Annotated in this window: 25 protein-coding genes; 16 read left to right on the top strand and 9 right to left on the bottom strand. The window is 44.6% G+C overall.

The genetic code is table 11. The annotated features are described in order from the left end of the window. Position 1: 1 nt before the first annotated feature. The 3 genes from FBF61_RS04530 to ald all read right to left on the bottom strand — a co-directional run bounded on the left by FBF61_RS04530 (position 2) and on the right by ald (position 3,972). Positions 2 to 535, bottom strand: a complete 534-nt coding sequence (locus FBF61_RS04530) for a DinB family protein (protein ID WP_138475957.1) — start codon at positions 533 to 535, stop codon at positions 2 to 4. Between the two features lie 67 nt (positions 536 to 602). Beyond that, on the bottom strand, positions 603 to 2,378 hold the full coding sequence (locus tag FBF61_RS04525; RefSeq protein ID WP_138475956.1) for a DEAD/DEAH box helicase: 1,776 nt from the start codon (positions 2,376 to 2,378) through the stop codon (positions 603 to 605). A gap of 481 nt (positions 2,379 to 2,859) precedes the next feature. Beyond that, entirely contained in the window at positions 2,860 to 3,972 is a 1,113-nt protein-coding gene (ald, locus tag FBF61_RS04520) for an alanine dehydrogenase (RefSeq protein WP_138475955.1), read from the bottom strand. Positions 3,973 to 4,152: 180 nt separating this feature from the next. Between ald and FBF61_RS04515 the strand changes: the two genes are divergently transcribed. From FBF61_RS04515 to lepB (FBF61_RS04480), 8 genes are all read left to right on the top strand, one after another. Next, positions 4,153 to 4,614 (top strand): Lrp/AsnC family transcriptional regulator, encoded by a 462-nt coding sequence (locus FBF61_RS04515; RefSeq protein ID WP_138475954.1) that lies wholly within the window; start codon positions 4,153 to 4,155, stop codon positions 4,612 to 4,614. A 75-nt stretch (positions 4,615 to 4,689) separates the two neighbouring features. Beyond that, positions 4,690 to 5,712: an SPASM domain-containing protein gene (locus FBF61_RS04510; RefSeq protein WP_138475953.1), complete on the top strand. Its 1,023-nt coding sequence runs from the start codon at positions 4,690 to 4,692 to the stop codon at positions 5,710 to 5,712. A gap of 164 nt (positions 5,713 to 5,876) precedes the next feature. Next, complete coding sequence (locus FBF61_RS04505) at positions 5,877 to 6,674, top strand: ParA family protein (RefSeq protein WP_138475952.1); 798 nt, start codon at positions 5,877 to 5,879, stop codon at positions 6,672 to 6,674. Positions 6,675 to 6,701: 27 nt separating this feature from the next. Continuing rightward, positions 6,702 to 7,616, top strand: a complete 915-nt coding sequence (locus FBF61_RS04500) for a ParB/RepB/Spo0J family partition protein (RefSeq protein ID WP_138475951.1) — start codon at positions 6,702 to 6,704, stop codon at positions 7,614 to 7,616. A gap of 150 nt (positions 7,617 to 7,766) precedes the next feature. After that, the gene (locus FBF61_RS04495; RefSeq protein ID WP_229214908.1) at positions 7,767 to 8,324 is read left to right on the top strand and encodes a DUF5683 domain-containing protein; all 558 of its coding nucleotides are present in this window, start codon (positions 7,767 to 7,769) and stop codon (positions 8,322 to 8,324) included. A gap of 34 nt (positions 8,325 to 8,358) precedes the next feature. Then, entirely contained in the window at positions 8,359 to 9,078 is a 720-nt protein-coding gene (gene dapB, locus FBF61_RS04490) for a 4-hydroxy-tetrahydrodipicolinate reductase (protein WP_138475949.1), read from the top strand. Between the two features lie 29 nt (positions 9,079 to 9,107). Further along, entirely contained in the window at positions 9,108 to 10,244 is a 1,137-nt protein-coding gene (gene lepB, locus FBF61_RS04485; protein WP_138475948.1) for a signal peptidase I, read from the top strand. Between the two features lie 373 nt (positions 10,245 to 10,617). Further along, positions 10,618 to 11,799 (top strand): signal peptidase I, encoded by a 1,182-nt coding sequence (gene lepB / locus FBF61_RS04480; protein ID WP_205748224.1) that lies wholly within the window; start codon positions 10,618 to 10,620, stop codon positions 11,797 to 11,799. A gap of 44 nt (positions 11,800 to 11,843) precedes the next feature. On the opposite strand, the gene FBF61_RS04475 is transcribed toward lepB (FBF61_RS04480), so the two are convergent. Next, on the bottom strand, positions 11,844 to 13,667 hold the full coding sequence (locus FBF61_RS04475) for an alpha-amylase family glycosyl hydrolase (protein ID WP_138475946.1): 1,824 nt from the start codon (positions 13,665 to 13,667) through the stop codon (positions 11,844 to 11,846). Between the two features lie 121 nt (positions 13,668 to 13,788). Between FBF61_RS04475 and dprA the strand changes: the two genes are divergently transcribed. Together dprA and FBF61_RS04465 are read left to right on the top strand one after the other, a co-directional pair. Beyond that, positions 13,789 to 14,916: a DNA-processing protein DprA gene (dprA, locus tag FBF61_RS04470; RefSeq protein WP_138475945.1), complete on the top strand. Its 1,128-nt coding sequence runs from the start codon at positions 13,789 to 13,791 to the stop codon at positions 14,914 to 14,916. Between the two features lie 4 nt (positions 14,917 to 14,920). Then, complete coding sequence (locus FBF61_RS04465) at positions 14,921 to 15,550, top strand: AlbA family DNA-binding domain-containing protein (RefSeq protein ID WP_138475944.1); 630 nt, start codon at positions 14,921 to 14,923, stop codon at positions 15,548 to 15,550. A 65-nt stretch (positions 15,551 to 15,615) separates the two neighbouring features. On the opposite strand, the gene FBF61_RS04460 is transcribed toward FBF61_RS04465, so the two are convergent. Together FBF61_RS04460 and proS are read right to left on the bottom strand one after the other, a co-directional pair. Beyond that, positions 15,616 to 16,044, bottom strand: coding sequence for an FKBP-type peptidyl-prolyl cis-trans isomerase (locus tag FBF61_RS04460; protein WP_138475943.1), 429 nt, complete (start codon positions 16,042 to 16,044; stop codon positions 15,616 to 15,618). Positions 16,045 to 16,105: 61 nt separating this feature from the next. After that, positions 16,106 to 17,581, bottom strand: a complete 1,476-nt coding sequence (gene proS, locus FBF61_RS04455) for a proline--tRNA ligase (protein ID WP_138475942.1) — start codon at positions 17,579 to 17,581, stop codon at positions 16,106 to 16,108. A gap of 180 nt (positions 17,582 to 17,761) precedes the next feature. Here proS and FBF61_RS04450 point away from each other — a divergent pair, with 180 nt between their 5' ends. Both FBF61_RS04450 and FBF61_RS04445 read left to right on the top strand, forming a co-directional pair. After that, the gene (locus tag FBF61_RS04450) at positions 17,762 to 19,099 is read left to right on the top strand and encodes a hypothetical protein (protein ID WP_138475941.1); all 1,338 of its coding nucleotides are present in this window, start codon (positions 17,762 to 17,764) and stop codon (positions 19,097 to 19,099) included. 118 nt (positions 19,100 to 19,217) lie between these two features. Continuing rightward, a complete protein-coding gene (locus FBF61_RS04445) occupies positions 19,218 to 20,768 on the top strand; it encodes a hypothetical protein (protein WP_138475940.1) in 1,551 nt (516 codons plus the stop codon). Positions 20,769 to 20,821: 53 nt separating this feature from the next. Here FBF61_RS04445 and FBF61_RS04440 read toward each other — a convergent pair whose 3' ends face one another. The 3 genes from FBF61_RS04440 to FBF61_RS04430 are packed head-to-tail and all read right to left on the bottom strand — an operon-like array spanning position 20,822 to position 23,045. Further along, positions 20,822 to 21,325, bottom strand: coding sequence for a shikimate kinase (locus FBF61_RS04440; RefSeq protein ID WP_138475939.1), 504 nt, complete (start codon positions 21,323 to 21,325; stop codon positions 20,822 to 20,824). A gap of 40 nt (positions 21,326 to 21,365) precedes the next feature. Further along, positions 21,366 to 22,457: a BT_3928 family protein gene (locus FBF61_RS04435; protein ID WP_138475938.1), complete on the bottom strand. Its 1,092-nt coding sequence runs from the start codon at positions 22,455 to 22,457 to the stop codon at positions 21,366 to 21,368. A 42-nt stretch (positions 22,458 to 22,499) separates the two neighbouring features. Further along, the gene (locus FBF61_RS04430; protein ID WP_138475937.1) at positions 22,500 to 23,045 is read right to left on the bottom strand and encodes a DUF1599 domain-containing protein; all 546 of its coding nucleotides are present in this window, start codon (positions 23,043 to 23,045) and stop codon (positions 22,500 to 22,502) included. 83 nt (positions 23,046 to 23,128) lie between these two features. Between FBF61_RS04430 and folP the strand changes: the two genes are divergently transcribed. The 4 genes from folP to FBF61_RS04410 all read left to right on the top strand — a co-directional run bounded on the left by folP (position 23,129) and on the right by FBF61_RS04410 (position 26,738). Beyond that, positions 23,129 to 23,980: a dihydropteroate synthase gene (folP, locus tag FBF61_RS04425; RefSeq protein WP_138475936.1), complete on the top strand. Its 852-nt coding sequence runs from the start codon at positions 23,129 to 23,131 to the stop codon at positions 23,978 to 23,980. Positions 23,981 to 24,017: 37 nt separating this feature from the next. After that, positions 24,018 to 24,821: a diadenylate cyclase CdaA gene (gene cdaA, locus FBF61_RS04420; RefSeq protein WP_138475935.1), complete on the top strand. Its 804-nt coding sequence runs from the start codon at positions 24,018 to 24,020 to the stop codon at positions 24,819 to 24,821. A 213-nt stretch (positions 24,822 to 25,034) separates the two neighbouring features. Beyond that, positions 25,035 to 25,298 (top strand): 30S ribosomal protein S20, encoded by a 264-nt coding sequence (gene rpsT, locus FBF61_RS04415; RefSeq protein WP_138475934.1) that lies wholly within the window; start codon positions 25,035 to 25,037, stop codon positions 25,296 to 25,298. A 165-nt stretch (positions 25,299 to 25,463) separates the two neighbouring features. After that, a complete protein-coding gene (locus tag FBF61_RS04410) occupies positions 25,464 to 26,738 on the top strand; it encodes a lactonase family protein (RefSeq protein WP_138475933.1) in 1,275 nt (424 codons plus the stop codon). Positions 26,739 to 26,870 lie beyond the last annotated feature (132 nt).

The following is a 26,870-nucleotide window of genomic DNA, read 5'->3' as shown; positions in this document are numbered from 1 at the left end:
TTCAGAAGTCAGGATTCTTTGAACCGGCTTGCAATATTCTGGCGGTTACCAGCAGCTGACCGAGATGACGTTGGGTATGCTCAGCCGCGTGAAAAAGCAGCCCAATGTGCGTTGAAGGGATTTTGGCACGACCAACATATCTGACCTGGGTCAGGGTATATTCATCGGTGCGCCGGAACTGGTTAAGAGCCTGCCTGATCTGACTGCGGAAATAATCAAGCAAATCCTGCAAGGTACAGCCAGGGAAGGGTTCTTTTCCTTCGTTTCTCAAATAATTCAATTGATTGTCACTCAGCTGCTCTTCTCTTGCATAAGTAAAAAGCCGGTCAAGAACTCCGGCCAGATGTTGTAAATGAAAGCCTACCGATGCCACGCCTGCCGGCTTTTCCCAGAGCAATTCATTCGGAAATTCCGTAGCCAGGGCGGTTATTTCTTCCTCTGCCTGCAAAATAGCGTGGGCGGCAGGTTGTAATAAAGCAGGTATGTCGGAAAGCGGGCCGCGAAGCCATACCTCAGGTCTCTGATCTTTTTGCATTCTGAAAAATACGTAAAAAAGGGACCCTTTTACAAGTCCCTTTTCTCAAATATAATTCCCGGATCAATTATTTCGCAATATCGATCTGTACAGGTTTTCCTTTAATGGTATTTCCATCCATAGCACGAAGTACGGCACGTGCGTCACGCTCAGGGACATCTACAAATGTGAATTTGTCATAAATATCAATTGCTCCGATGGTTTTTCCAGGAATGTTGGCTTCTCCGGCAATTGCGCCTACGATATCCTTTGGAAGAATATGGTCTTTACGGCCGAGGCTCAAGAATAAGCGCGTCATACCCGCTTCCGGAACTGCCGACTTTCTTGATTCATCACGGCCACCTTCTGACCTGCGTGACTCGCCACGGCCTGCTGGTGCAAAACGATCCGATCCGCGGCGGTCTCCTTCTCTGCCTCCTCTTTCAAAGCGGCTACCTCCCGATGAGCGGCGCTCAAAACGATCACCACTGCCTTCACGGCGGCCGTCACGCTCTCCACGTCTTTCTTCCCATGCTAAGTTGCTGTCAGCGTATTCATTTTTCTGAACACCCATGATCTGCTTGGCCATCGCACCAACAATTTGCTCAGTACTGTAACCGCTGTGATGCAGCATTTCAAGAACATCATTGTAAAGATCCAGGTCGTCACCGTTTTTGATAGCTGCCGATATACTCTCTACAAATCTTGCTTTGCGCACACCAACAATATCCTCGTAAGAAGGAATTACTCCTTTTTCGATTTTTACCTTGGTGTAGTTTTCAATTGTTTTAAGACGGAATTTTTCGTCACGTGCCACAAGTGAGAATGCTTTCCCGGACATACCCGCGCGACCTGTACGGCCAATACGGTGAACGTAATATTCTTCATCCAAGGGAATATCGAAATTGATCACACCGTCGAGTCCGCTTACATCAATACCACGCGCAGCGACGTCCGTAGCAACAAGGATAGTAGTTACGCCAGCCTTAAACTTGCTCATAACGTTACTTCTTTGCTGCTGGCGCAGGTCGCCGTGGATACCCTCCGAAGCATAGCCTCTCAGTTGCAGGTCTTCCACGATTTCGTCCACTTTACGTTTTGTATTACAAAAAACAAGTAGGGATTTCAGATGGTGCATGTCAATCAGGCGGGTCATCACTTCAACCTTGGCCTGTGGCTTCACTTCGAAAAACACCTGTTCGATGTTTACATTGGTGAGTTCATTGCGAACGACTTTAATCAGGATAGGATCGTTCAAAAAGCGTTTGGTGATCGACATGATCGGTTTCGACATTGTAGCCGAGAACAGGATGGTCTGACGATCTTCCGGCATATCAGCCAGGATACTTTCGATGTCTTCACGGAAACCCATGTCCAGCATTTCATCAGCTTCGTCCAGTACCATCATGCGTACTTCGTCGAATTTCAATGTCTTGCGTTCCATGTGATCCATCACACGGCCGGGAGTTCCTACCACAATATGTACGCCTCTTTTCAGCGAGCGGATCTGGCGGTCGATGGAATCGCCACCATATATTGCTTCAATTCTTATTCCTTTCTGGTATTTGGCCAGTCTTCCTATTTCTTCCGAAACCTGCACAGCCAATTCACGGGTGGGGCAAAGTACCAATGCCTGAACAGCATTGCTTGACAGATCTATTCTTTCCAATACGGGTATACCAAAGGCAGCGGTCTTGCCGGTCCCAGTCTGCGCCTGACCAATTACGTCAGCACCTTGCATAACTGCCGGAATTCCTTGTGCCTGTATCGGTGAGGGTTTTTCGAAACCCATTTCAGTTAAGGCTTTCAGGATGTTTTCAGAGAGGTTTAGCTCTGAGAAATTTTCAATAGTTTCAGTTGTCATTATATTTATATTATTATAAAATTCTAAATGGATAAAATTCTTGTAATCAAATCTTTACAGACTCGGTAGGTTTGTTCATTATTGAGAACAGACAAATTCTTACAGGCATTTGAGCACAGATGACCCACAGATCAGGAAAGTACGGCAAAACAGTACCATCACATGGTGTGTCAATCAAAAATACTTTTCAAACTAATTTAAAAGGGGATTGCGCAAAAGCCCGCCACAAACCATCCGTGGGGCTCTGCATGAGAACGGTAAATTCCAACCGGGCAAATTTAAGGTTGGGTAGCTGATCTGTAAAATGCTATACCGTGTATGAAGCAGAGAAGCGAACGGATGTTCGTTCAAATTTTATGCAAAAGTAAGAATAACTTTCGAAATCGCAATGCATTGCCGTAGTTAATTGTAATATTTTTAGAAACGAAAAACCTTGCAGGTTCAGAAATCCCGCAAGGTTTAATTAATTAGGTTTGTTGATTTAAAGTACTTCGTTTACATCGGTATAGGACAGGTTCCAGGCATCGGACACACCTTTGAAAACCACAGCGCCCTTTACCACATTCAATCCCTTCATTAGTTCTTCATTTGCAGAACATGCATTTTGCCAGCCTTTATTTGCGAGTTGCAGCGCGTAGGGCAGGGTAGCATTGGTTAACGCGAGGGTTGAGGTATAAGGAACTGCTCCGGGCATGTTCGCGACGCAATAATGTACCACGCCGTCAACTTCATATATAGGGTCTTCGTGTGTGGTAGCTTTTGAAGTTTCAAAGCATCCGCCCTGGTCAATAGCAACGTCTACCATTACCGTGCCAGGTTTCATAAGTTTCAGCATGTCGCGGGTGATCAGGAACGGAGCCTTTGCGCCAGGAATAAGGACACCTCCGATAATAAGTATAGAGCTTTTGATCAGATCGCGGATATTGTATTCGTTGGACATTACCGTGTCCACGTTGGCGGGCATAATATCCTCCAGATAACGCAGTCTGGCGAGGCTTATGTCCACGATTGTAACATTGGCTCCAAGCCCGGCGGCCATTTTTGCGGCCTGAGTACCTACTATGCCTCCACCAAGCACAAGCACATTGGCAGGCTTGACCCCTGCAACGCCGCCCAACAAAATTCCAAACCCGCCCATTGGCTTTTCCAGGTATTTTGCGCCTTCCTGTATGGCCATGCGTCCCGCCACCTCGCTCATCGGCACCAGCAGGGGAAGGCTTCTGTCCGCTCTCTCAACAGTTTCGTATGCCAGGCAAACTGCTTTGCGCTCGATCATGGCATGTGTAAGCGCCTCAGAAGAGGCAAAATGGAAATATGTAAAAAGCAGCTGATTTTCTTTGATAAGACCATATTCGCTTTCGATCGGCTCTTTTACCTTTATGATCATTTCGGCTATTGCGTAAACTTCCTCGATTGCCGAAAGGATTGTCGCTCCTGCTGCTGCGTATTGCTCGTCGGTAAAACCACTACCTTTTCCAGCCTCGGTCTGCACATATACTGAATGCCCATATTTCAGGAACTCAGTTACGCCGGCCGGCGTAACTGCCACCCGGTTCTCATTATTTTTGATTTCTTTGGGTACACCGATGATCATTGGGCAGCAGATTTTGTAGTGAAAAATAGTTTTTTGAGAGAGGACAAAATTAATTTTTATGAAAAAAAGATTCTATCCAAAGGCAAAAGGATAGGAAAGAAAACTATTTTTGAGTGATATGGTAGGAAAAAATTCTTCCGGGTGCCTAAACAATGAATCGGACACAATAAAAAAACCTGTATGCAACCTGATATTACCGACCGGAGAATCATGGAAATGTTGCAACAAAATGCTCAGCTGACGATCAAGGAGATAGCCAGCAAAATCAATCTCTCGGTCACACCTGTGCATGAGCGGATCAGAAAGTTGGAAAGAGAGGGTTTTATCGATAAATATGTATGCCTGTTAAATCGGAGGAAGCTCGGTAAGAGTCTGGTGGTGTATTGTAATGTTACCCTTGATAAACAGCGGAAAGAAAGCTTTGAAGACTTCAATCAGGCTATTGTGGGTATGAGTGAAGTGCTGGAATGCGCGGTAGTGTCCGGCAACTTTGATTACATGCTGAAAGTAGTCGTGGAAGATGGGGAAGCATACAATCAATTTTATCAGCATAAACTTTCCGCCCTGAAAAGTGTGTTACACATCAGCAGTTATTTCGTAATTTCCGAAATTAAGTACACAACCGGGATTTCGGTTTTATGAAATATGCGCATTAACAAGGTGTGTAAAATAACAAACAGGCTAATAGCGAGCTGCTGATAGCCAAAAGCTGCCCAAATGAATAAAAACTTTAAAGATGGTCTGAACCTGATGTCAAAGGTCACACCGAAGCGAGCGTGGAATGCAATTCAGATTTTAGGCAGTTATTTTTATTCCAAAGCAACCGGCAACCCAGTGCACTGGGGTATGCCGATCGCTATTTCCTTCGAGCCAACTACTTCCTGTAATTTACGCTGCCCGGAATGTCCCAGTGGCCTCCGTTCTTTCACCAGGCCCACGGGCATGATGGAGGAGAAGCTGTACAAGAAAACGATCGACGAACTTGCAGATACTTTATTGTACCTGATATTTTATTTTCAAGGAGAGCCTTACCTGCATCCGAAATTCTTCGAGCTTGTCCAATATGCGCATGACAAGGGAATTTACACGGCCACCTCTACCAATGCACATTATCTGACTGACGAAAAAGCACGGAAAACTGTCGAGTCGGGCCTGGACCGGCTGATTATTTCTATTGACGGAACCACGCAGGATGTGTACCAGCAATACAGGATTGGCGGAAATCTCGAAAAAGTACTGGAAGGAACCAGGAACATCATCAAGTGGAAAAAGGAGTTGAAATCGAGTACACCTCATGTTATTTTCCAGTTTCTGGTGGTGAAACCCAATGAACATCAGATTGAGGATGTGAAGAAACTGGCGGAAGAAATGGGCGTCGATGAAGTGGGTTTAAAAACCGCCCAAATCTATGATTATGAAGAAGGCTCCGATCTTATTCCGACTATTGAAAAATATTCGCGGTACGAAAAAAAAGAAACAGGCGGATATTCGATCAAAAATAAATTTGTAGACCATTGCTGGAAAATGTGGCACTCTTGTGTCATTACCTGGGACGGCGCAGTGGTACCCTGCTGTTTTGATAAGGACGCCGAATATCAATTGGGCGATATGAAAAGGCAGACTTTCCGCCAGCTCTGGAAAGGTAAAAAATATAAGGATTTCCGGGCTTCACTCATCCGCTCCCGGTCGGAGATCGAAATGTGTAAAAACTGCACCGAAGGAACCCAGGTCTGGGCGTGAAACATCGCTATATTTAAGGGTGATTTTAATTTTAATCAAATAATAATATATACTAACTAACTGAATGTTAGTATATTATTTGGTTTATTTAAAAGTCCGTGGAACATTTTTTGGTGAATTGCCCTGAATAATTGAAATTTGACCTTGGTAACACTTATTAATACATGGGCAAAGTAATTGCAATCGCAAATCAAAAAGGAGGAGTAGGGAAAACCACCACTGCCATCAACCTGGCGGCAAGTCTTGCCGCACTGGAATTCCGGACACTGATCATAGATGCTGATCCCCAGGCCAATTCAACTTCGGGTTTGGGATTTAATCCGCAGGAGATGGAAAACAGTATTTATGAGGCGATGGTGGAGCAGGCAAAAACTGCAGATATCGTTCTGGAAACGGATTTTCCTAATTTGAGTTTACTGCCGTCACATATCGATCTGGTGGGCGCAGAGATTGAAATGATCAATCTCAAAAACCGCGAACACAGAATGAAAGATGCCATCGCGGAGGTCAGAGAGGATTATGATTTTATTGTCATTGACTGCTCACCGTCCCTTGGCCTTATTACGATTAACAGCCTTACAGCGGCGGATTCGGTTATTATTCCTGTCCAGTGCGAGTACTTTGCACTCGAAGGGTTGGGTAAGCTGTTGAATACCATTACTATCATACAGTCAAGGCTTAATACCAGCCTGGTCATCGAGGGAATCCTGCTTACGATGTATGATCTGCGCCTGCGTTTATCCAATCAGGTTGTCAATGAAGTTACCAGTCATTTCGAATCACTTGTTTTCAATACCATTATCCCCCGTAACGTACGTATCAGCGAGGCCCCGAGTTTCGGGATTCCTGTCATGGCGCAGGATGCAGAGAGCAAAGGAGCAGTAAGCTACCTGAACTTGGCCAGGGAGATCCTGAGCAAAAATGGCTTGCTTTCTTCCGATAAACATCTGGGAGTCAATTAATATAAGTTTGATAGCAGATAACACACAATGGAGAACAGCAAAGCAAAAAAAATGACGGGCTTGGGAAGAGGATTGGGGGCTCTTTTGCAGGATTCGGAGAAAATGACCTCACCCCGGACAAGCGCACGTTTGTCGCCCACGGATGTGGTGGGGTCGATGAATGAGATTGATGTAACCCAGATCGAGGCGAATCCTTATCAGCCACGTACCAAATTTGACCAGGAGTCCCTTCAGGAACTTGCAGACTCGATCCGTGTTCAGGGAATCATACAGCCTGTTACGGTCCGGCAGCTCACAGAAGATACATACCAGCTTATCTCAGGCGAAAGACGTTTACAGGCGTCACGGTCACTGGGATTGACAACCATACCAGCTTATATCAGAACGGCCAACGACCAGCAGATGCTGGAAATGGCCCTGATCGAGAACATTCAGCGGGAAAATCTCAACTCAATAGAAATTGCACTCAGCTACCAGCGGCTGATCCTGGAATGTAATCTGAAACAGGAAGAGCTGGGCGTACGGGTTGGTAAAAACCGTACTACTGTCAACAACTATATCCGTCTGTTGAAATTGCCTCCTGTGATACAGGCAGCCTTGCGGGACAATAAGATCAGCATGGGCCACGCAAGGGCCATTATTACGATCAACAGCGATCAGAGCCAGCTGAAAATTTTCAATAAAATCATTGAAGAAGGCTGGTCGGTGAGGAAGGTGGAAGATGAGGTAAGAAAGCTCGGAATGATGAGCAATATATCGTTTGCGGCTAAAAAACAGACAACAATTAATCAGGAAATAAAGTCGTTACAGTTTCAATTGTCTTCCTTTTTTGGAGCGAAGGTTTCCGTAAAAAGTGATAACGAACACAAAGGAGAGATCAAAATCCCTTTTACTTCGCAGGACGAATTGAAAAAGATTTTGGAAACACTGAAATTTAAATAACACTTGAAAAACTGGTTTTGGCTTGGGGTAATGTTGTTGTTATCAAAAGATATTACTGCCCAAACAAATAGAGGCGATAGTTTAAGGCGGGCAAACTCTGCCGGGGCTGTTTTGGACAGTGCAGCTTTGCAGGCCGCAGATTCTTTAAAAATGAAAACCGGTAAAAACGGCAAGCCTAAATTTATGCCGGTGCCAAAAACAGCTACCAGACTCGCCCTGATACCGGGTGGAGGGCAAATTTATAACCGCGATTACTGGAAGCTCCCCATCGTGTATGTTGCTTTCGGAGGCGGTATGTATGCGTATTTTCTGAATTCGGTCAAATACAAGGATTACCTTAAAACTTATAAGGAGTTTTACGATCTGGACGAAAGCAGCCCGACATTCGGGCAGATCAAAAAAGGGTTGACAGCCGATTCAACAAAAATAGTTCGTGTGCGTAATCTGTTCAATACCAGCAGCGAATACCAGCCTGGAACAAGAGACCAGATCGCGAGGGGGAAAAATTACTGGAGGCGGAACCGGGGTTTGTCGCTGATCGTCGCAGGGCTTATTTACTCGCTTTCAATCATTGAGGCCAACGTAGCGGCCCACCTGAAAACCTTTGATTTGTCAGAAGATCTCACATTGAGGGTAGAACCTAAGCTGAGCCAGCCTTATATGAGGGAGCCTACTCCGGGTTTGCGGGTAGTTTTTAATATTAAATAATATAGTTTAAGTACTGATTTCAAATTTCTGATTAATGAGAGTTTTATTACTGGGGTATGGCAAGATGGGAAAAACAATTGAAAAAATTGCCCTTGAAAGAGGACATACAATTGTTGGAAAAATCGATATCCAGAACCGCGCGGACATGGAAGCGCTAAAACCGGCGGACGTGGATGTAGCCATAGAGTTCAGTGCCCCCGAATCTGCCTTCGGAAACATTACCTATTGTCTGAAAAAAGGTTGGCCTGTTGTAAGTGGAACGACGGGGTGGCTGGAACACCGTGACGAGATAGAGGCTCTTTGCAAGGAACAGGCGGGAGCGTTTTTCTATGCGTCCAATTATAGCATCGGGGTAAACCTGTTTTTTAAGTTGAACCGCCAGCTTGCACGGCTGATGAATGGACAGCCTTATCAGTCTTCCATGACTGAAATCCATCACATTCACAAACTGGATGCACCTAGCGGTACGGCGATTACGCTTGCTGAGGGGTTGATAGCCGAATCTGAAAAACTGGAAGGCTGGAAGCTGGCTCCCCAGGATGAAGAAGGATATTTGCAAATTGTTGCCGAAAGGGAAGGAGAGGTGCCGGGAACGCATATCGTTCGCTATGAATCCGAAGTCGATACGATTGAAATTAAACATACGGCGCACAGCCGGGCTGGATTTGCCCTTGGCGCGGTGGTGTCTGCTGAGTGGCTTGTTGGCCGTTACGGTGTGTTTGGCATGAATGACCTTCTGAATAATTTAGATTGAAACTCTTAACTATCAATTAATTATATAGCATGGCTATTAATAAAGAAATGACCCCAAACACCGCTTACGGGAGCAAGAAAAAGTCAGCGGTACGGGAATGGTTTGATTCAATACTTTTTGCAGTAGTAGCAGCAACATTAATCCGCTGGTTATTTTTTGAAGCTTTTACAATCCCCACACCTTCTATGGAGAACAGTCTTCTGGTGGGTGATTTTTTGTTTGTGAGCAAGCTGCATTACGGCACGCGCACACCCAAAACACCACTGCAGGTCCCGCTGACACACCAGACGATCTGGGGAACCAACATTCCATCTTATACTGACGCCGTGCAATTGCCTCAGTACCGTCTGCCCGGATTCAGCGAAGTGAAGCGCGGGGATGTGGTAGTTTTTAACTATCCACCTGAATTGCAACATCCTGTCGATCTGAAAACAAACTACATCAAACGCTGCATGGGTCTGCCCGGAGATAAGCTGGAAGTGCGCGATTTACAGGTATATGCCAACGGGACGGCTGTAGAAAACCCGGTACGAATGGAAAATGAGTATTTTGTCGCTACGACTACCGCAGTGAACGAATCGAAGGTTTTCAAGGAAAACGGAATTTCCGAATACAACGCGTACACCGAAACTTTCAATGATACGATACCCGGGAATGACCAGATGGGATATCTGGTTTACACCACGGTTGAGATTGCGGGCAAATTGAAAACTTACGATTTTGTTAAAAATATTACGCTTGTGAAATCGTCAAAGGATATCAGCGAGCCTATGTTATACCCGAACTCGCAGTTATTTAAATGGAACCGTGATAATTATGGACCGATCACTGTACCGAAAGAAGGAATGACCGTGCAGTTGACACCCGAAAATGTGGCGCTGTATGGTCCTGTGATTAAAAATTATGAGGGAAACGAGGATGTGGTTTTGGACGATAGCTCCGTAAAGGTGGCAGGGGCTGCGATCACCAGCTATACTTTCAAGCAGGATTATTTCTTTATGATGGGCGATAACCGCCATAATTCTGCTGATTCGAGGTACTGGGGTTTTGTTCCGATGGATCATATTGTGGGAAAGGCAGTTTTTGTGTGGATGTCGATAGATCCCAATCCGACGAGTTTTTTCAACAAGATCAGGTGGAACAGATTGTTCCGGGTTATTCACTGATTGAAATAATATAGGTATAATAACAAGGGAGGCTGAGAGGCTTCCCTTTTTTGATTTCTTAACTGTGCGCTGATACTATCACCCTTCAAGGGGTTCGGATTAAATGTATGCCGATTAGTTGCAATAATTTCAGCCGGTTGGGCTTTTGGAGTATTTCTTCTGAAATGCCCACTTGATAATCCCGAAGGGATGTAATTATTTGAGAAAAGTGATATTAGGACGAGAGCCAAGATCCCCGGGAGGGGTGAAATCTCGGCGGCAATGGTGCGGGCAGCAAAATGCCAGATTTCGTTTATATATAAATAAATATAATATACCGGTTTATATATTATAATGTTAAATACTATATTGCGGAGGTTTTAAACGACGAATTATGATTTCCTCCATCGAAGAGCTTCAAAAGCAGATGAAAACGAAACAAGAAAAGTCTGCATTCCGAGAATGGTTTGACTCCGTTTTGTTTGCCGTTGTAGCTGCTACGCTCATTCGCTGGCTATTTTTCAGTGCGTTTGTGATTCCTACGCCTTCGATGGAAAATACATTACTGGTTGGAGATTATCTGTTTGTAAGCAAATTGCATTATGGTACCGCTACACCGGTCACACCTTTGCAGATTCCTTTGACACACCAGACGATCTGGGGGACGGAAATTCCCTCATATCTCGAGTGGATTAAGTTGCCTCAGTACCGGCTTCCTGGTTTTACAGACGTGAAGCGGGGTGATGTGGTTGTTTTTTATCTTCCTGTTGAACATCCCGATGCCTATCAGAAATATGGTACCGTGTTGCCTAATCTCCGTCCTCATCCACTCGATCTTCGGTCCAATTATATTAAAAGATGTGTGGCCCAGGCAGGTGACAAGCTAGAAATCCGGGGCGGACAAGTATATGTGAACGGGAAAGTGGAGGCTAATCCTTTGCGTATGCAAAATGAATATTTTGTATCGACGACCACATTGGTGAATGAAAAAAATGTATTTCACAAAAATGGGATCACTGATTATTTTCGGTTTACAGAAACCTATAACGACAGCATAGCTTCCAACGACGAGTCCGGTTATATCGTTAAAACGACCCAAGCTCTTGCCGAAAAAATGAAATCCTACGATTTTGTAAAAAGAGTAGAGCCGATTTTTATGAGCAAAGGATTAAAGGAACCGCATTTGTTTCCCGGCTATGAGGCTGTGGACTGGAATAAAGATAACTACGGCCCGATTGTCGTTCCCCGAAAAGGTTCCACTGTCGATCTGACACCCGAAAATGCGGCATTGTTTGGTGAAATCATAAGGAATTATGACGGGAACGAAGGTGTGTCGCTGGAAGGCGGCAAGATCACTCAGAATGGAAAGGTTTTGGAAAAATATACGTTCAGGCAGGATTACTATTTCATGATGGGTGATAACCGTCATAACTCGGCTGATTCAAGATACTGGGGTTTTGTACCTAAAGACCATATTGTAGGAAAAGCAGTATTTGTATGGATGTCGATTGATCCTGACCCGACGCGTTTTTTTAATAAAATTCGCTGGGACAGGTTGTTTAGGGTAATAGAATAACAAAAAAACCGCATCAACTGCGGTTTTTTTGTTATTATCATTGATCAGTCTTCCTGTGAAAAAATCAGCGCGGTATATGGCGGTATCTGCAGCGAGGCATGCACAGGCATGTTGTCGAACTCTCCTTCCATAGTTTCCAGATCGAAAATTCCGAGATGCGAGAATTCAGGATCGTATTGCTCATCGTCGCTGTTAAATCTAAGGTTCCATTTACCACCTCTTGGAAAACCAACTTTATAATCAGAAAAGGTTTCAGTTGAAAAATTGAGCACAACTATCACACTGTCCTTCGGGCCACCGTCATTAAATCGATGCATGACGATAACCTTTTTCTCATTATCAGCGCGGATGATTTCGACATTCTGTGCCTGAAGGCCTCCCGTTACGCCAAACCAGTTTCTGCGTAGATGGATCAGATCCCGGTGTAATGAAGCGAACCCACTGAATTTTTCAAGACGTGACCAGTCAATCGGGTCACTGTCAGAAAACCACTTGTCTTCAAGCAGTGGCTGACCCTGGAAAATCATCGGGATTCCTGGGGAGGTTAGAACCAAGGCGACACCAAGTGCCGCACGTTTTTTGGAATACCAGTTGTTAACATCACCATCCGCGATTTCTTCGGCAACCCGGGCCTGGCCATTGGCGACTTCATCATGTGACTCTGTATAAATAATACGCTGGAAAGAATCGGTATTGTAACGGCTTGTAATCGCCTCTACGATTCCGTCCATATTGCGGTCCTGGTCATTGGCAGTGATAATTGCATCGCGAACGGTGTGGACAAATTTCGCATCCCACTGAGATCCATAGCCCAGCCCATCATTTTCAATTGAATTAGTGATGAAATCGAGCGAATGCATATCTTCTGCAATTGTGATCCTGTTCGGGAAATTTTTACGAATATCCTTGTTGATCCATTGCATCAGAGAAATACCTTCGGGGATGTCGTTGCCTGGATTTCCATCTGCTTTTACATTCCTGATATAAGGTACCATGTCCATTCTCAATCCATCGACCCGGTAGTCACGCAGCCACATCAATGCATTATCGTGAATGTACTGTCTCACTTCTCCCCTGCCATAGTCCGGTCTGGTACTGCCCCAGGGCGTTTCTGCCCGCCAGTCGTTATAAAAGTAAATCCCGCCGCCATCGTTTTCAGACCAGCCGTCGAATTGCCAGAGATCCAGGTCGGAAGGACCGAAGTGATTATAGACAACATCCAGTATCACCGCAATTCCCGACTCGTGGGCAGCTTTAACAAAGGCTTTCAGGCCATCAGGGCCACCGTAGTCGGATTCAATCGCAAAAGGATTTGCGGGATTATATCCCCACGAGCGGTCGCCGGGGAACTCAGAACAGGGCATTAATTCAACAGCGTTGAAACCCATGTCTTTCAGGTACTGCAGCTTTTCAATGGCGGTATACAATGTGCCGATATGACTACCTTCCTTCACATGAAACGTCCCGACATGCAGTTCGTAGATGACCAGTTCATGCCAGCTTGGAATCTGAAATTCAACTTCCTGCCAGTCGAAAGACGACTGGTTGTAAACTATACCGTTTCCTGCGGAATTGGTCACTTTTAAAGCGTAGGGATCGTTTCGGAAAAGGTCTCCGGACGGTGTTTTTAATGCGAATTTATACTCGTCTCCTTCCTTCGAATTCTCAACCAGCGCCCCCCAGACTCCGTTTTCTTCCTGTATCAGCGGATTTGCGCCCTCTTTCCAATCATTAAAACTACCTACTACCGAAACGCTTTCCGCATGTGGGGCCCACACTCTGTAAAATACACCATCGGGGTAACAGGTTGCACCCATTCCTTCATAATGCTGGACAGTTTCGGTTTCATCAGGTTGTAAATTTTCCATATACCCTTTACAGATTATTGTTATTTTTGAAGGTTAAAAACTTTTTACGTATACAGACAAATTGTATGCCAGTACCTGAAAGTTTTTCACGCTGAGTTTTATTGAATTAACACACTATACCATGCATCAATTAACAGAAAACGACAGGATCTGTACGCTCGCCCTTATTCACACGCCCGGAATAGGGGCGGTAACCGTCCGGCAGCTGATCAGCTATTGCGGCGGAGCGGGAAATGTTTTCAATTCTGATTATAAAAATCTCATCAAAATTCCGGGAGTTGGTGAAAAAGTGGTCCGTGCGGTGCTGGCAAAGGAAGCATTTGCTATGGCAGAAAGAGAATATGCTGACTGCCAGAACTCCGATACCCGTCTCCATTTTTATTCCGACGATACTTATCCTTCCAGATTAAAACCATTGTACGATTCACCGGTTGTACTGTACTCACGTGGGAATTTTGATTTTAATGTGGGCAGAACCGTAGGTATTGTGGGTACCCGGCAGATCAGCGAGTATGGAAAAGCCGTGACCGAAAGTTTGGTTAAAGACCTGGGTATTTATCAGGCAACGGTTGTCAGCGGCCTGGCCTACGGAGTTGATATTACTGCGCACAGAGCATGTTTGAAGAGTAACCTGCCTACAATTGGCGTGATGGCGAGCGGTCTGAACGTGATTTATCCTGTATCGCATCGTAAGACCGCTCTGGAAATGCAGCAACTAGGCGGTATTGTCACCGAAAATGCACTGGCAACAAAACCGGATTTTATGAGATTTCCTGCGCGCAACCGAATTATTGCCGGGTTAAGTGATGTTACAATTGTAGTGGAATCGGCGAGTAAAGGCGGCAGTCTGATCACAGTAGAGTTTGCTCAGAATTATCACCGGGAGGTTTTCGCGGTTCCGGGTTCAATAAGTAGTCCACAGTCGGAAGGCTGCAATAATCTGATCCGTGACCACAAGGCCGCTATTTTTACATCAGTTCAGGATATGGCAGTTTCAATAGGCTGGGGGCTCGAAGAGGAGTCAAACGCAAAGGTACAGCAACGCGATTTTGCGCAGATAACTTTTGAAGGTTTTACGCAGGATGAAGGGCAGATACTTGCGCTTTTGAAACAAAACGGGACCATCCAGATCGATGAGCTTTCCTGGCAGTCGGGTATGCACCTGAACAGGCTGGCTTCATTGCTTTTGAATCTGGAATTTCAGGGTATGGTGCGTTCACTGCCCGGTAAAAAGTACGGGCTAATTTAAATACATGAATAAGAGTATCATTCAAATCATAAAAGGGGGCGAGGGGCTGACAACTGAATTTAAAAGGACGATTGACAGTGCTTTTAAAATTGCGAAAACCATTGTTTCATTTGCCAATACTTCGGGTGGCCGTTTGCTGGTCGGGATCAGTGATACCGGTGCGATATTGGGCGTAAATTCAGAATTAAAGGAACTGCAGAAACTGGAGAAAGCAACCGGGGAATTGATAGAGCCCAAGATAATGGTCCAGATAAAAACAGTTCAACTTGATGGAAAAATGATATTGGCAGTCGAAATTGAAGAAAGCCCGGATAAGCCGCATTATGCATTGAATGAAAAAGGAGAGCGTATCATTTACATCAGGGTCAAGGACAAAAGCATTCCTATCCCGAGGTTACTGATGCACGGAGAGGGTGGGGCCGACAAGGAAAAGCTGATGGCATCCAGGCATGTGAAGACATTGATTGCATACCTGAAAGATACTGATTCGGTTACTGCGAAGGTTTTCTCGAAAATTATTAATATTTCGGAAAAGAGAGCCGAACGAATGCTCAATGACCTGGCTGCGAGACAGATACTTCTGAAAATATCAAGGACCAAGCCGGAGGCTTTCAGCCTGAAATGGACTGAATGAAAAGACAAAAAAGGCTTTTGGGACAAAAAATTATAATGGATTTTTATCCCAAAAGCTTTTGAAATTCAGTTGATACCTACCAGCTCAAGTTCAAAAATAAGATCCTGACCGGCCAATGGATGGTTAGCGTCCAAAATCACGTATTCTTCGGTCACTTCTTTCACCACGACAGGGATCACCTGACCGCCATCCTGGTGCATGTTCAGCGTTCCGCCTACTTCGAGAGGAATATCCGCCGGAATCTGTTTACGGTCAAAGTTTATGATCATTTCCTCATTTACCGGGCCATAAGCTTCTTCGTTTGGAATATGGATTGTCTTCTTTTCGCCCACTTCCATGCCTGTCACTCCGTCATCAAATCCTTTGATCACCTGACCACTTCCCAGTTTGAAATTCAAAGGATCACGTCCTTCAGAGGAATCAAAAAGTTGTCCATCCGGTAAGGTTCCCTTGTAGTGAACCTGAACATTGTTACCTGCCTGCGCCTGCTTCATCTTGATAGTCTTAAATGGTTAAAAATGTTTGATTTCCAATGAATTGGAGATGCACGATTAACTAATATGCCCGTGCAAAGACAACCCGTCCCGTAGAAGGTTTGCCGGAATAAATGCATACGCCGGATTCTGCTTCCTGGTTGAGTGGTATACAGCGAATGGTCGCTTTGGTTTCTTCCTTAATCTTTTCCTCCGTTTCAGAAGTTCCGTCCCAGTGTGCAAGTACAAATCCCCCTTTGGTATCCAGCACCTTATTGAATTCGTCAAAAGTGTCAACGCGGAAGGTATTTTCTTCACGGAATGCCAGGGCCTTATTGTAAATCGACTCCTGAATGTTATCCAGAAGCGCACTGATGTGGGCCGATATTCCTTCGAGCGACACCGTTTCCTTGGTTTTCGTATCCCGTCTCGCCACTTCCACGGTGCCGTTTTCAAGGTCACGGGCACCCATCGCGAGACGTACCGGCACGCCTTTTAATTCGTATTCAGCGAATTTATAACCTGGCTTGTAGGCGTCGCTGTTGTCATATTTTACACTGATACCCAGTTTTTTCAATTCCTTTGTTATTTCTGCTACCTTTTCAGATATCTGGGCAAGCTGCTCTTCATTTTTGTAGATCGGGACAATCACAACCTGGATAGGGGCCAGTTTTGGAGGAAGCACCAGGCCGCTGTCGTCCGAGTGTCCCATAATCAAAGCACCCATCAGCCGGGTACTGACGCCCCAGGAGGTTCCCCATACATATTCAAGCTTACCGTCCTTATCCTGAAATTTAACATCGAATGCATTGGCGAAATTCTGTCCTAAAAAGTGGGACGTGCCTGCCTGCAATGCTTTTCCATCCTGCATAAGAGCTTCAATGCAATAGGTGTCTTCTGCTCCGGCGAAACGCTCGTTGGCAGTTTTAACGCCTTTTAGCACGGGTAGTGCCATCCATTCTTCAGCAAAAGTTGCATATACATCAAGCATCTGTTTGGTTTCCGCAATCGCTTCTGCTGATGTGGCATGCGCTGTGTGGCCTTCCTGCCACAAAAACTCTGTCGTCCTCAAAAAAAGACGGGTACGCATTTCCCAACGTACAACATTCGCCCACTGGTTGATCAGTAAGGGCAGGTCACGGTACGACTGCACCCAGTTTTTATAAGTACTCCATATCACTGTCTCGGACGTAGGACGTACGATCAATTCTTCTTCCAGTTTTGCATCGGGATCTACAATTACACCTTTGCCCTCAGGGTCATTCTTCAACCGGTAATGGGTAACAACTGCACATTCCTTCGCAAATCCCTCTACATGTGAGGCTTCTTTACTAAGGTAGGATTTGGGTATGAATAACGGGAAATACGCATTGGTGTGGCCAGTTTCCTTAAACATGTCGTCGAGGGCACGCTGCATTTTCTCCCAGATAGAGTAGCCGTAAGGTTTGATAACCATACAGCCTCTTACGGCTGAATTTTCAGCCAGATCGGCTCTTTTTACCAGTTCATTATACCATTCGGAGTAGTTTTCACTTCGGGTTGGCAAGGCTTTACTCATTAGTAGGATTATTTGATAATTGGAAAGGAAAATATTGTTATAAACAACCTTTTTTTTCGAAGTTGCAAAGATAGTTTTTTATGTTAACTTTGGAATTAATGTCATGTGACGGACGTTTACTTAGTGACATGGAATGATATTTTATGTATATTAGCAACAAACTTTTAATCCTTTAAAGCCATGATGACGATAAATAAAGCAAAATATTTGTCTTTGATAGTGTTGCTGGGAGCTTGGGGATGTACCACAAATCAATATGTATCACGTTCGGGTGATGGATACGACGACCTTTACGGTGGAAGTCCTGGTGCCGGAGTAATATCAGCAGACAGAGGTACAGCACAAGACTTGTCCCGTTCGGATAATCCAGACTATACCTACACCGGGAATTATGATCAGGAAGGTACCAGCGACTATTACGATGAATCTTACATTTCTTCCAAAAGCCTGCAACGTGTCGTTTCCAATGATGTAGGTTACAACGCTGGCTTCGTGGACGGATATAATCAAGCCAATCGATTCGCTAATCCTTATGGATATGGCGGATATGGTTCGTACTGGCCCGGAAATTCAATGAACATTGGTTTCCAGTTTGGAATGGGAAGTATGTTCAGAATGCGTCCTTACCTCGGGTTTGGAATGGGTTCCATGATGGGTATGGGTTCCATGATGGGAATGGGTTATTCTCCATTCGGTTACGGAAGTATGATGGGTTATGGATACGATCCCTTTGGGTATAGTCCTTTCGGATACAGCCCGTTTGGGTTCAACAGCATGTATGGATATGGTTACGGTGGGGGCTATTATGATAGTTTCTACGGTGGTGGTTTCGGATACAATCCATGGGCTTACAGCCGTCCGGTAATTGTAGTGAACAACAATTATGAAAGACAAGGTTTAGCGAGGACCTACGGACCGAGAGTGGTTGCCAACGGTAACAGTTCGAGAAGTAATGATCGTTACAATTCTAATTCTGTGAATTCTTCAAGATCTGCGGGATCGGCTGTGAACGAGCGCAGCTCTAGAAGAGGTGCAAACGCAGTGTCCGGAAGTGATACTTACGCATCTCCAAGGTCTTCAAGATCTTCTAACGGATCTGGCGTAACATCTTCTGGTGGCAGAACTGGTGCGGAATCATATAGTAGTTCGAGAGGAGGGGCAAGCGAAGGTAACAATGTTTATTACTCACGTCCCCGTTCAGCGAGCTCAAGTAACTACTCTTCCGGAAATGTGAATTCAGGCAATATTTCAACAAGATCGTCGAGAGGCAACGGGGTTTCAAATTCCCCTTCTTACAGCGTTCCTTCAAGAAGCCAGTCTGATTACAGCGCGCCTTCCCGCAGCACATATACGCCAAGCAGAAGTTCGGAATCTTTCAGTCAGCCTGCGCGTACGTACAGCCAACCTGCGCGGACTTACAGCCAACCTAGTTACAGTGCACCGTCAAGAACTTACAGTGCACCTTCCGGTGGCGGAGGAGGTGGTGCTACACGTTCTTCTTCAAGAGGGCCAAGATAATTTTAGTGTTGTTTTGGCATAACTATTCACATACAAACCCTGCAAGACGTCATAATCTTGCAGGGTTTTCGTTTACTAATTAACTTAAATCAAAGCGTCGAGTTCTTATAAAACTGCCATGGCAAAACTATCTTTATGGGTGTCAATTTTCGGTGCCCTTATTGCTACTTCCTCTTACGGCCAATACGCCGGTGATGTTTTCAGATATTCAGAAATAAATCAGAATGGGACCGCCCGCTTTCAGTCGCTCGGTGGTAACCACGCGGCGCTTGGAGGCGACGCAAGTTCTATTTTCGGTAATCCCGCTGGATTGGGATTTTATAATCGCTCGGAGGTTTCTATAAGTCCGGGTTTGAACAGCATCAGTAATAAAGCTTCTTACATTGACAATAGTGTTTCTTCGGCCAAAACGAAAGGCAACCTTGCTCAGGCTTCTTTGGTAATTTCCAGCCAGCCCGGTTTTCAGCGTAAATGGAAACGATCTTCACTTGGAATTTCATTTTCGCGCCAACAATCATTTCAGGATGTGTATAATTACTCAGGATTCGATAACAGAAGTTCATATCTGGATAACGTTGTACAGAATGTTAATAGAAGCGGAACTTCCACAGCTCAGCTAGATGCGGATTTCGAAAGTGACCCAAGTAATGGCGGGCCGCTTGCCTACTCAGTGCCAGCAGCTTACTATCAGATGTACTTAATCAATCCAGGCACAGCTACAGGACCACCATACAGCGCACTGGATCAAAATAGTGCCGTTGACCAGTATGGGACCTACGTTGGGAGAGGGGCTAATACTCAATGGACAGTGGCATATGCCGGTAACTACAATGATAAGCTATATGTAGGTGGTAATGTGGGATTCAGCCGGATCAGGTACGAATATGAAAGAACTTTCGAAGATCAATTTGTGGACAGTCCGGAGTTGATAAGCATCAGACAACGAGAAGCATTAACTGTGACAGGTAATGGCGTAAACCTCTCGCTGGGTGTCATCTATAAGTTTAACCCGATGTTGCAAGTAGGTGGAGTTCTGACTACACCTACTTGGAGTGCAATCAAAGAAACATTTAGTCAGGGTGTGGATGCGGCTTTTGTGGATGGATTGGTTACCGGACCTGAGGGGGATTTGATTACCCCACCATATACTAGTCTGAATGTCGCGCCAAACGACTTCGAATATTCAATCGTCAGCCCATTTAAAGGCTCTGCCGGGATCACAGCATTTTTGCAGGACAAAGGTTTTATTACAGGAACTTTGGAATACGTAGGATATTCAGGGATGAATGTCAGAACAAACTATCTTGATGACGCTGGAAATACCGCATTCAGAAATGATACGAAAACCGAGATTCAGGATACGTACAGAAACGTGGTCAATGTGAGGGTAGGAGGGGAATACAGGGTCAGTGCCTTCCGTGGCAGGCTGGGTTTTGGTTATCTGGCAGACCCTTACCTGAATAATGATGGCTTAAATCGGCAAAAGCTGCTCTTTTCGGCAGGGCTGGGTGTGAGAAAAAATAGGTTCTTTGCTGATCTGAGTGGTACGTTGATGACCTACAAATCCGCTTATACGCCATATTTTCTTAATAATGCCCAGGATTATTCTTCTGTAGAGATCTCCAATAAGCCAGTCAATGTTGTGCTTAGCGTCGGTACATTTTTCTGATACCCAATTAATTGAAATGAAATGCCTGTTTCTGTGAAGGGACAGGTATTTTTTTATAATAAGGGTTGCAGCATTTTAAGTAAATGCGTTACCTCAATGTCTCCTTTCATGGTAATATCAGCCTGTGAGTAGTAAGGCAGGCGTTCGTCAATTTTGTGCTGCAGGGTTGTTTCCAAAAATGTTGTCCCGGAAAGAATGGGCCGATCGTCTTTTCCGTGATTTTCAATGCGCCTGGCAAGATCGGCCGCAGAAACATCCAGGAAAATGCTGATACCCAGATTTTTAATAAAATCCATATTGTCAAAAAAGCAAGGCGTTCCTCCCCCGGTGGCGAGAACAATCCGCTGGTTTTCAATAGTTTCTTTCAGTAGCCGACTTTCTATATCTCGGAAATATGATTCGCCTTTTTGCGAAAATAATGAAGGGATATCCATACCCTGATCTTTTTCGATCAGCTTATCCAGGTCTACGAATTTATAGTTCAATGCTCTGGCCAGTTTTTTGCCCAATGTCGATTTCCCGGAAGACATCATTCCTACCAATACAATATTTTTCATGCGATAATGCGGACTGCAAAAAAGGAAAACAAATGTGCACTTACTTGACCAGGTTGATCACTTCTTCGGAGGTAGGCGTATCGTTGTAATGCCATTTACCTTTTACTACGCCGTCTTTCAACAACCATAGTCCGGGGTTCGACCTGGAAATGGTTTTGAGCACAACTGTATCCACATAATAATAGGGAATGTTGAGCTGATGTTCGGAAAGGAATTTGACGATTTCTTCGCTGTTGCCGGAGGTCAATACTATAGGTTCAATTCCCTTCGATTTAACGCTGTTGATCAGCTTGTTAATTTCAGGTAGTGCGGCCGTATTGATATCAGTCAGATTTTTAATGATCAGGAAAAGTTTCTTGCCTTGAAAAGTGCTTTCTGTAAAATCGCCTTCATCGTTCCAGACCTTATAATCCGTGATTTTAGGTTTGGCATCTTCGTTCAGGACGATCATTTCTTTGAACACCAGCGTTGTATCACTCGGATATTGTTCATATTCGAATGTTTTGCCACCTTTTTCAAAAATATACTGATACCTGAGCGGCTCCGAAGGTTTTAGTTGCGCAGGAATGCTGGCGCCGACACGGTAGGGCAGCAGGTCAAGAATAGGTAAATGCCTGAGCGCATATACTGCAATTCCCAGTGAAGCCACTGTTGAAATAACTATAATAATACCGGTAGGCAACGATTTAAATTTCTTTCGGTAATAAACAATGATGAGGATCAATGCCAGAAGAAAAAGGTCTTTGCCGAAAGAGGTCCAGGGAGTAAGTTTAATGGCCGCGCCAAAACATCCGCAGTCGGTAACCTTATTGAAATACGCCGAATAGAATGTGAGAAAAGTAAAAAAGACTATGATGGTCAGCAGGAGCCAGGATACCGTTTTGGGCTTATAACCTACCAGCAATGCAATTCCCAAAACAACCTCTGCCGTACATAAAAATACAGAGAAATAGAGCGCAAGGGGAACCAGTGAAACAAACAGATCATGAAAACGTGGCAGGTCCTCGGCAAATACTTCGAAGTACTCTTCCAATTTGTATTGGGTTCCAACCGGGTCATTTAATTTGATTAAACCGGAAAAAATGAACAATAATCCGACTATGACACGTGAAAGCTGAGCAAGAATTTTCATTTTAATTTATTTGCAGGGACGCCTGTTGCCTGGGTAGTTCCCTTAGTTTGTATGTAACGAATTTGATTTGATCAGGCAAAAAACAGAATAGTTGATGATATCCTGATAACCCGCCTTTACGCCTTCAGATACCAGGGTTAATCCTTGATTGTCTTCTATTTGCTTGATTCTCAGTAATTTCATTAATATAATATCAGTCATTGAACTTACCCGCATATCACGCCACGCCTCTCCGTAATCATGATTTTTATTGAACAAAAGCTCTTTCACTTCGTTGATCTGAACGTTATAAAGATCAGTAAGTTCGGCGTCATCAATTTGCAGCTTACCTTCGCTCACCGCTATCTGGATAAGGGCCATCACACAGTAGTTGATGATCCCCACGAATTCTGTTGAAATAGCATCATCAACTTTCTGGATCCCTTTCTCCTGGATCGTGCGTATACGTTGTGCCTTGATAAATATTTGATCAGTAATGGAAGGAATCCGCAGAATGCGCCAGGAGGTTCCGTAATCTTTGTTTTTTTTTGTAAAAAGGTCTTGGCAATGCTGAATGATTTGCTGATATTCCGCTTCGGTGGATTTCACTTTGTATTAGGTTTATTGCTTGGGGGCCAAAGTATACTAAACGCTCAGATACTCATTCCGTTGCCCTTATTTGACAGAAATTGATGGTGCAAGTTAACAAAAAAACACTCAACATCAGGGGAAGAATGACTAACCTCACAGCACCTTTGGTGATGGGGATTCTCAATATTACCAGTGACTCTTTTTTTGCTGGAAGCCGGGTTATTTCGAACGGTCAGATTCTGGACCTTGCCGGAGAAATGGTTCGGGAAGGGGTAGATATTATCGATATAGGAGGGTATTCGACCCGGCCGGGCGCTGCTGATGTTGACGTTTACGAAGAATCGGACCGCGTGGAATCTGCTGTGGCGCCTTTAAATAAATATTTTCCCGAATTGATCATTTCAGTGGATACCTTTCGTTCTGTTGTGGCCCGTCGGGCGGTTGAAGCAGGTGCACATATTATCAATGATGTTTCCGGGGGCAATCTGGATGTTGAAATGTTTGATACCGTTGCAGAGTTGAAAGTGCCTTACGTTCTCATGCACATGCGTGGAACACCCCAGACGATGAACCAAATGACCGTGTATCGTCACCTGGTGACAGATATTTTAACAGATCTGAAGCAAAAGGCAGATGTATTGCGGAGCAAAGGTGTCGCAGATATCCTGATTGATCCGGGTTTTGGATTTGCCAAAACGACCGCGCAAAACTTTAATCTGATGCATCATTTATCAGAATTCCAATTGCTGGGATATCCGGTATTAGTGGGCATTTCAAGAAAGGCGAGTATTTATAAAACGTTGAATATCACACCGGAAGAGGCATTAAACGGAACTACAGTATTGAATACGATTGCCTTACAAAACGGAGCTTCAGTTTTGCGTGTACATGATGTAAAAGCGGCTGTTGAGGCCGTAAAACTATATTTGTCCACTGCAAACTTTATGAATTAAAATAGTAATTTAGTCGCGAAATAATATTGATTTTCTTATGCGTGTGGGTTTTTTAAACATCAATTGGGCCGATATCCTGGATGTTTTTTTAGTGTCTATTCTTCTTTATCAGGTATATACCCTTGTGCGGGGAAGCATTGCGAGCCGGGTTTTTCTCGGTTATTTGTTTGTTTACGTATTTTATCTGGTCGTAAAAGGCCTTGGCCTGGGCCTTCTGACGGCCATCCTGCAATATTTCATGGGTGTGGGAGCTGTGGCTTTGATCGTAATTTTTCAGCAGGAGATCCGCCGCTTTTTGTTGATTATTGGTAAGTCCACGATTTATACCAACAATGGACTGCTGAAAAAAGTTATGGGCAACTCCGTGCTGGATCTGAAAGTTAAAAATCTGCGTGAGATTGTAGATGCCAGTAAAACCATCGCTTCCAATTTTACAGGAGCTCTGATCGTCGTCAATAAACGGGATGATTTAAGCAAGTACATCGAAACCGGAGAACTGCTCGATGCGCGCGTTTCGAAGCCTTTGCTGGTTTCTTTATTCAACCAGTACAGTGAGTTGCACGACGGAGCTGTCGTGATAGTGGATGGCGTTATAAAGGCGGCACGATGTGTATTGCCTGTGGCAGACGGAGTTGACGTACCGTCTTCGCTGGGTTTTCGCCACCGGGCCGGCATGGGAATGAGCGAGGCCACTGATGCCATTGTGATTGTAATTTCCGAACAGACGGGGAAAATTTCACTTGCAGTTGAAGGCGAGCTGCACAGTAACATTTCTTTTGCAGAGTTGGAAACGCGCATAGAAGAATATCTGTCGTCAGACGTACAGCGTATGCCGAAGTAAATAGGACTACCCCGAGCTCACCACAAATAACTACAAGAGACGATGAGGGGTTATAAATGACTATTACTGTCACGTATTGTCATGCATCGTCAGAAATTGCATTATCATGGCGCTGTGAGAGAGTTAAAATATATTTCGCCTATGTTTGGCATTTTAAGAAGCAATTGTTATTTTTGCAGACCGAAATGAGAAATAGAAAATTATCAGTATAAAATGGCAAATCATAAATCAGCATTAAAAAGAATCCGCGCTAACGAAACTAAGCGTTTGCGTAATCGTTACCAGCACAAAACTACACGTTCATACATAAAGAAATTGCGTGAAACGACTGATAAGGCAGTAGCTGTTGAAGTTTACAAAACTGTGTCTTCAATGTTGGATCGTTTGGCAAAGAAAAATATCATTCACAAGAAAAAAGCTTCCAACCAAAAATCGAAATTAGCCAAATTGGTTAATTCACTTTCGGTAGCAGCGTAATTTTTCTCTACGATTTCTAACCCCGGTAATCTGATTATCGGGGTTTTTATTTTTTTTGTATATTGCCAATTCAAGTAGGAACCTTGTCGTGCAAAATTGCACTGCAAGGTTCCTTTTAATATAATCTTTGTATTATTTAAACCACCTTAACTTAAATTCCTTTTTATGAAAAGAGTTGCATTATTTGCTGGTTTGGCGGCTTTGGGAGCGATCCCATCTCTTGCCCAATCACCTATTACCTTCAATGCGCGGGGCCTGGTTGTAGTGTCGGATGCTGATTTGGGCTCAGCCTCCACAATTATTGATGGTAAGTTATTGAGAGACAATACAAGGGATCAGTTAACAACCATTAAATTTCCGGTCGAAAGGGGGAGTAAGGGCGTGGGAACTGCCCTGGTTTCCAATTCCGTGCTGGCATCGGCCAAAACACTGGCGGTGCCTGCTGCTGGTGGGCTTGCCTATGTTTTGGAAAGCCGCATCCGTCCGGAAGATGCCGTAACACAATATAAGGACGCACTTACAGAGTTTCCGGGAGGAGAAAAATTATTCGTTGTGGATATAGCTAATCTCGCTGCACCTAAGGCAAAATTTGGTTTTCCGGTTGGCAGAAAACCCATTGCCATTGATGTAAATAAAAATGAGCTGATCCTCTCAACAATGGATACAGGAAAGGAGCTGGTTTTCATTGAAGCAGGCCCGGACGGAAAGCCCGCGCGGTTTTTAAATTTACCGGCTGCTCTTGATACTGCCAATAAGATCGCTGATTTGACGTGGCATCCTTCCGGAGATTTTATAGCTTTTACGCTGGATAATTCGAATGAAGTGGGGTTGTACAAAGTGATCAGAGAAGCAGGTAAGCTCAAAAACGTAGAAATGGTGGGTAAGCCGCTGAAAGTAGGTGCGGACCCTTCCTTCGGGAAATTCTCGGCGGACGGAAAGCATTACTTCGTACTGGATACCAAAGGACCCCGTGGAAAAGCAACCGGTGAAGGTGAAATTCTTGTTGTTGATTTTTCAATGGACGGATCGGCAGAGCATAAAGTGGCCAGCCAGGTTCCAGCGGGCTTAAATACAGGTTCATTTGCGATCAGCCCGGACGGGACAATGCTTGTTACCGTAAATGCTGCCAAAAGTGGTGCTCCATGGACAGAAGCCGGCGCGGGAGCTGGGGCTTCATTAACTTTATTCAAAGTAGGCGCGGATGGTGCATTGACAAAAGTTTCGGATTATCCGTTTGAAGGCATTTATCCTCAGAGTGTTGTATTTGACAAAGATGGTTCGAACCTGGCAGTGTCAGTTTTTGAATATCTTGAATATGGAAACGGAAATGGGGGCGTTGAATTCTGGACTGTGACGAAAGGAGATGCACCTGCCTTGAAAAAACAAGGGGCGAAAGTGAGTCTGGGTAAGGGGGCACATACGCTCAGGATTATCCCATAACTAAAATCCCTTCAGCATTGTAAACGGGCCGATTACGTCGGCCCGTTTTATTTTCAATACTTTATTTAAAAAAACAGGGGTGTCAGTAATCTCGCGACAGTATGGTTTTACTCGCCCAAGGATGCGAAATCA

The sequence above is a fragment of the Dyadobacter bucti genome, assembly GCF_005869225.1.
In the GTDB taxonomy this organism is placed as follows: Bacteria; Bacteroidota; Bacteroidia; order Cytophagales; family Spirosomataceae; genus Dyadobacter; species Dyadobacter bucti.
Note: the sequence above shows the minus strand (reverse complement) of the source record. Positions and strands in the feature narration are given on the sequence as shown.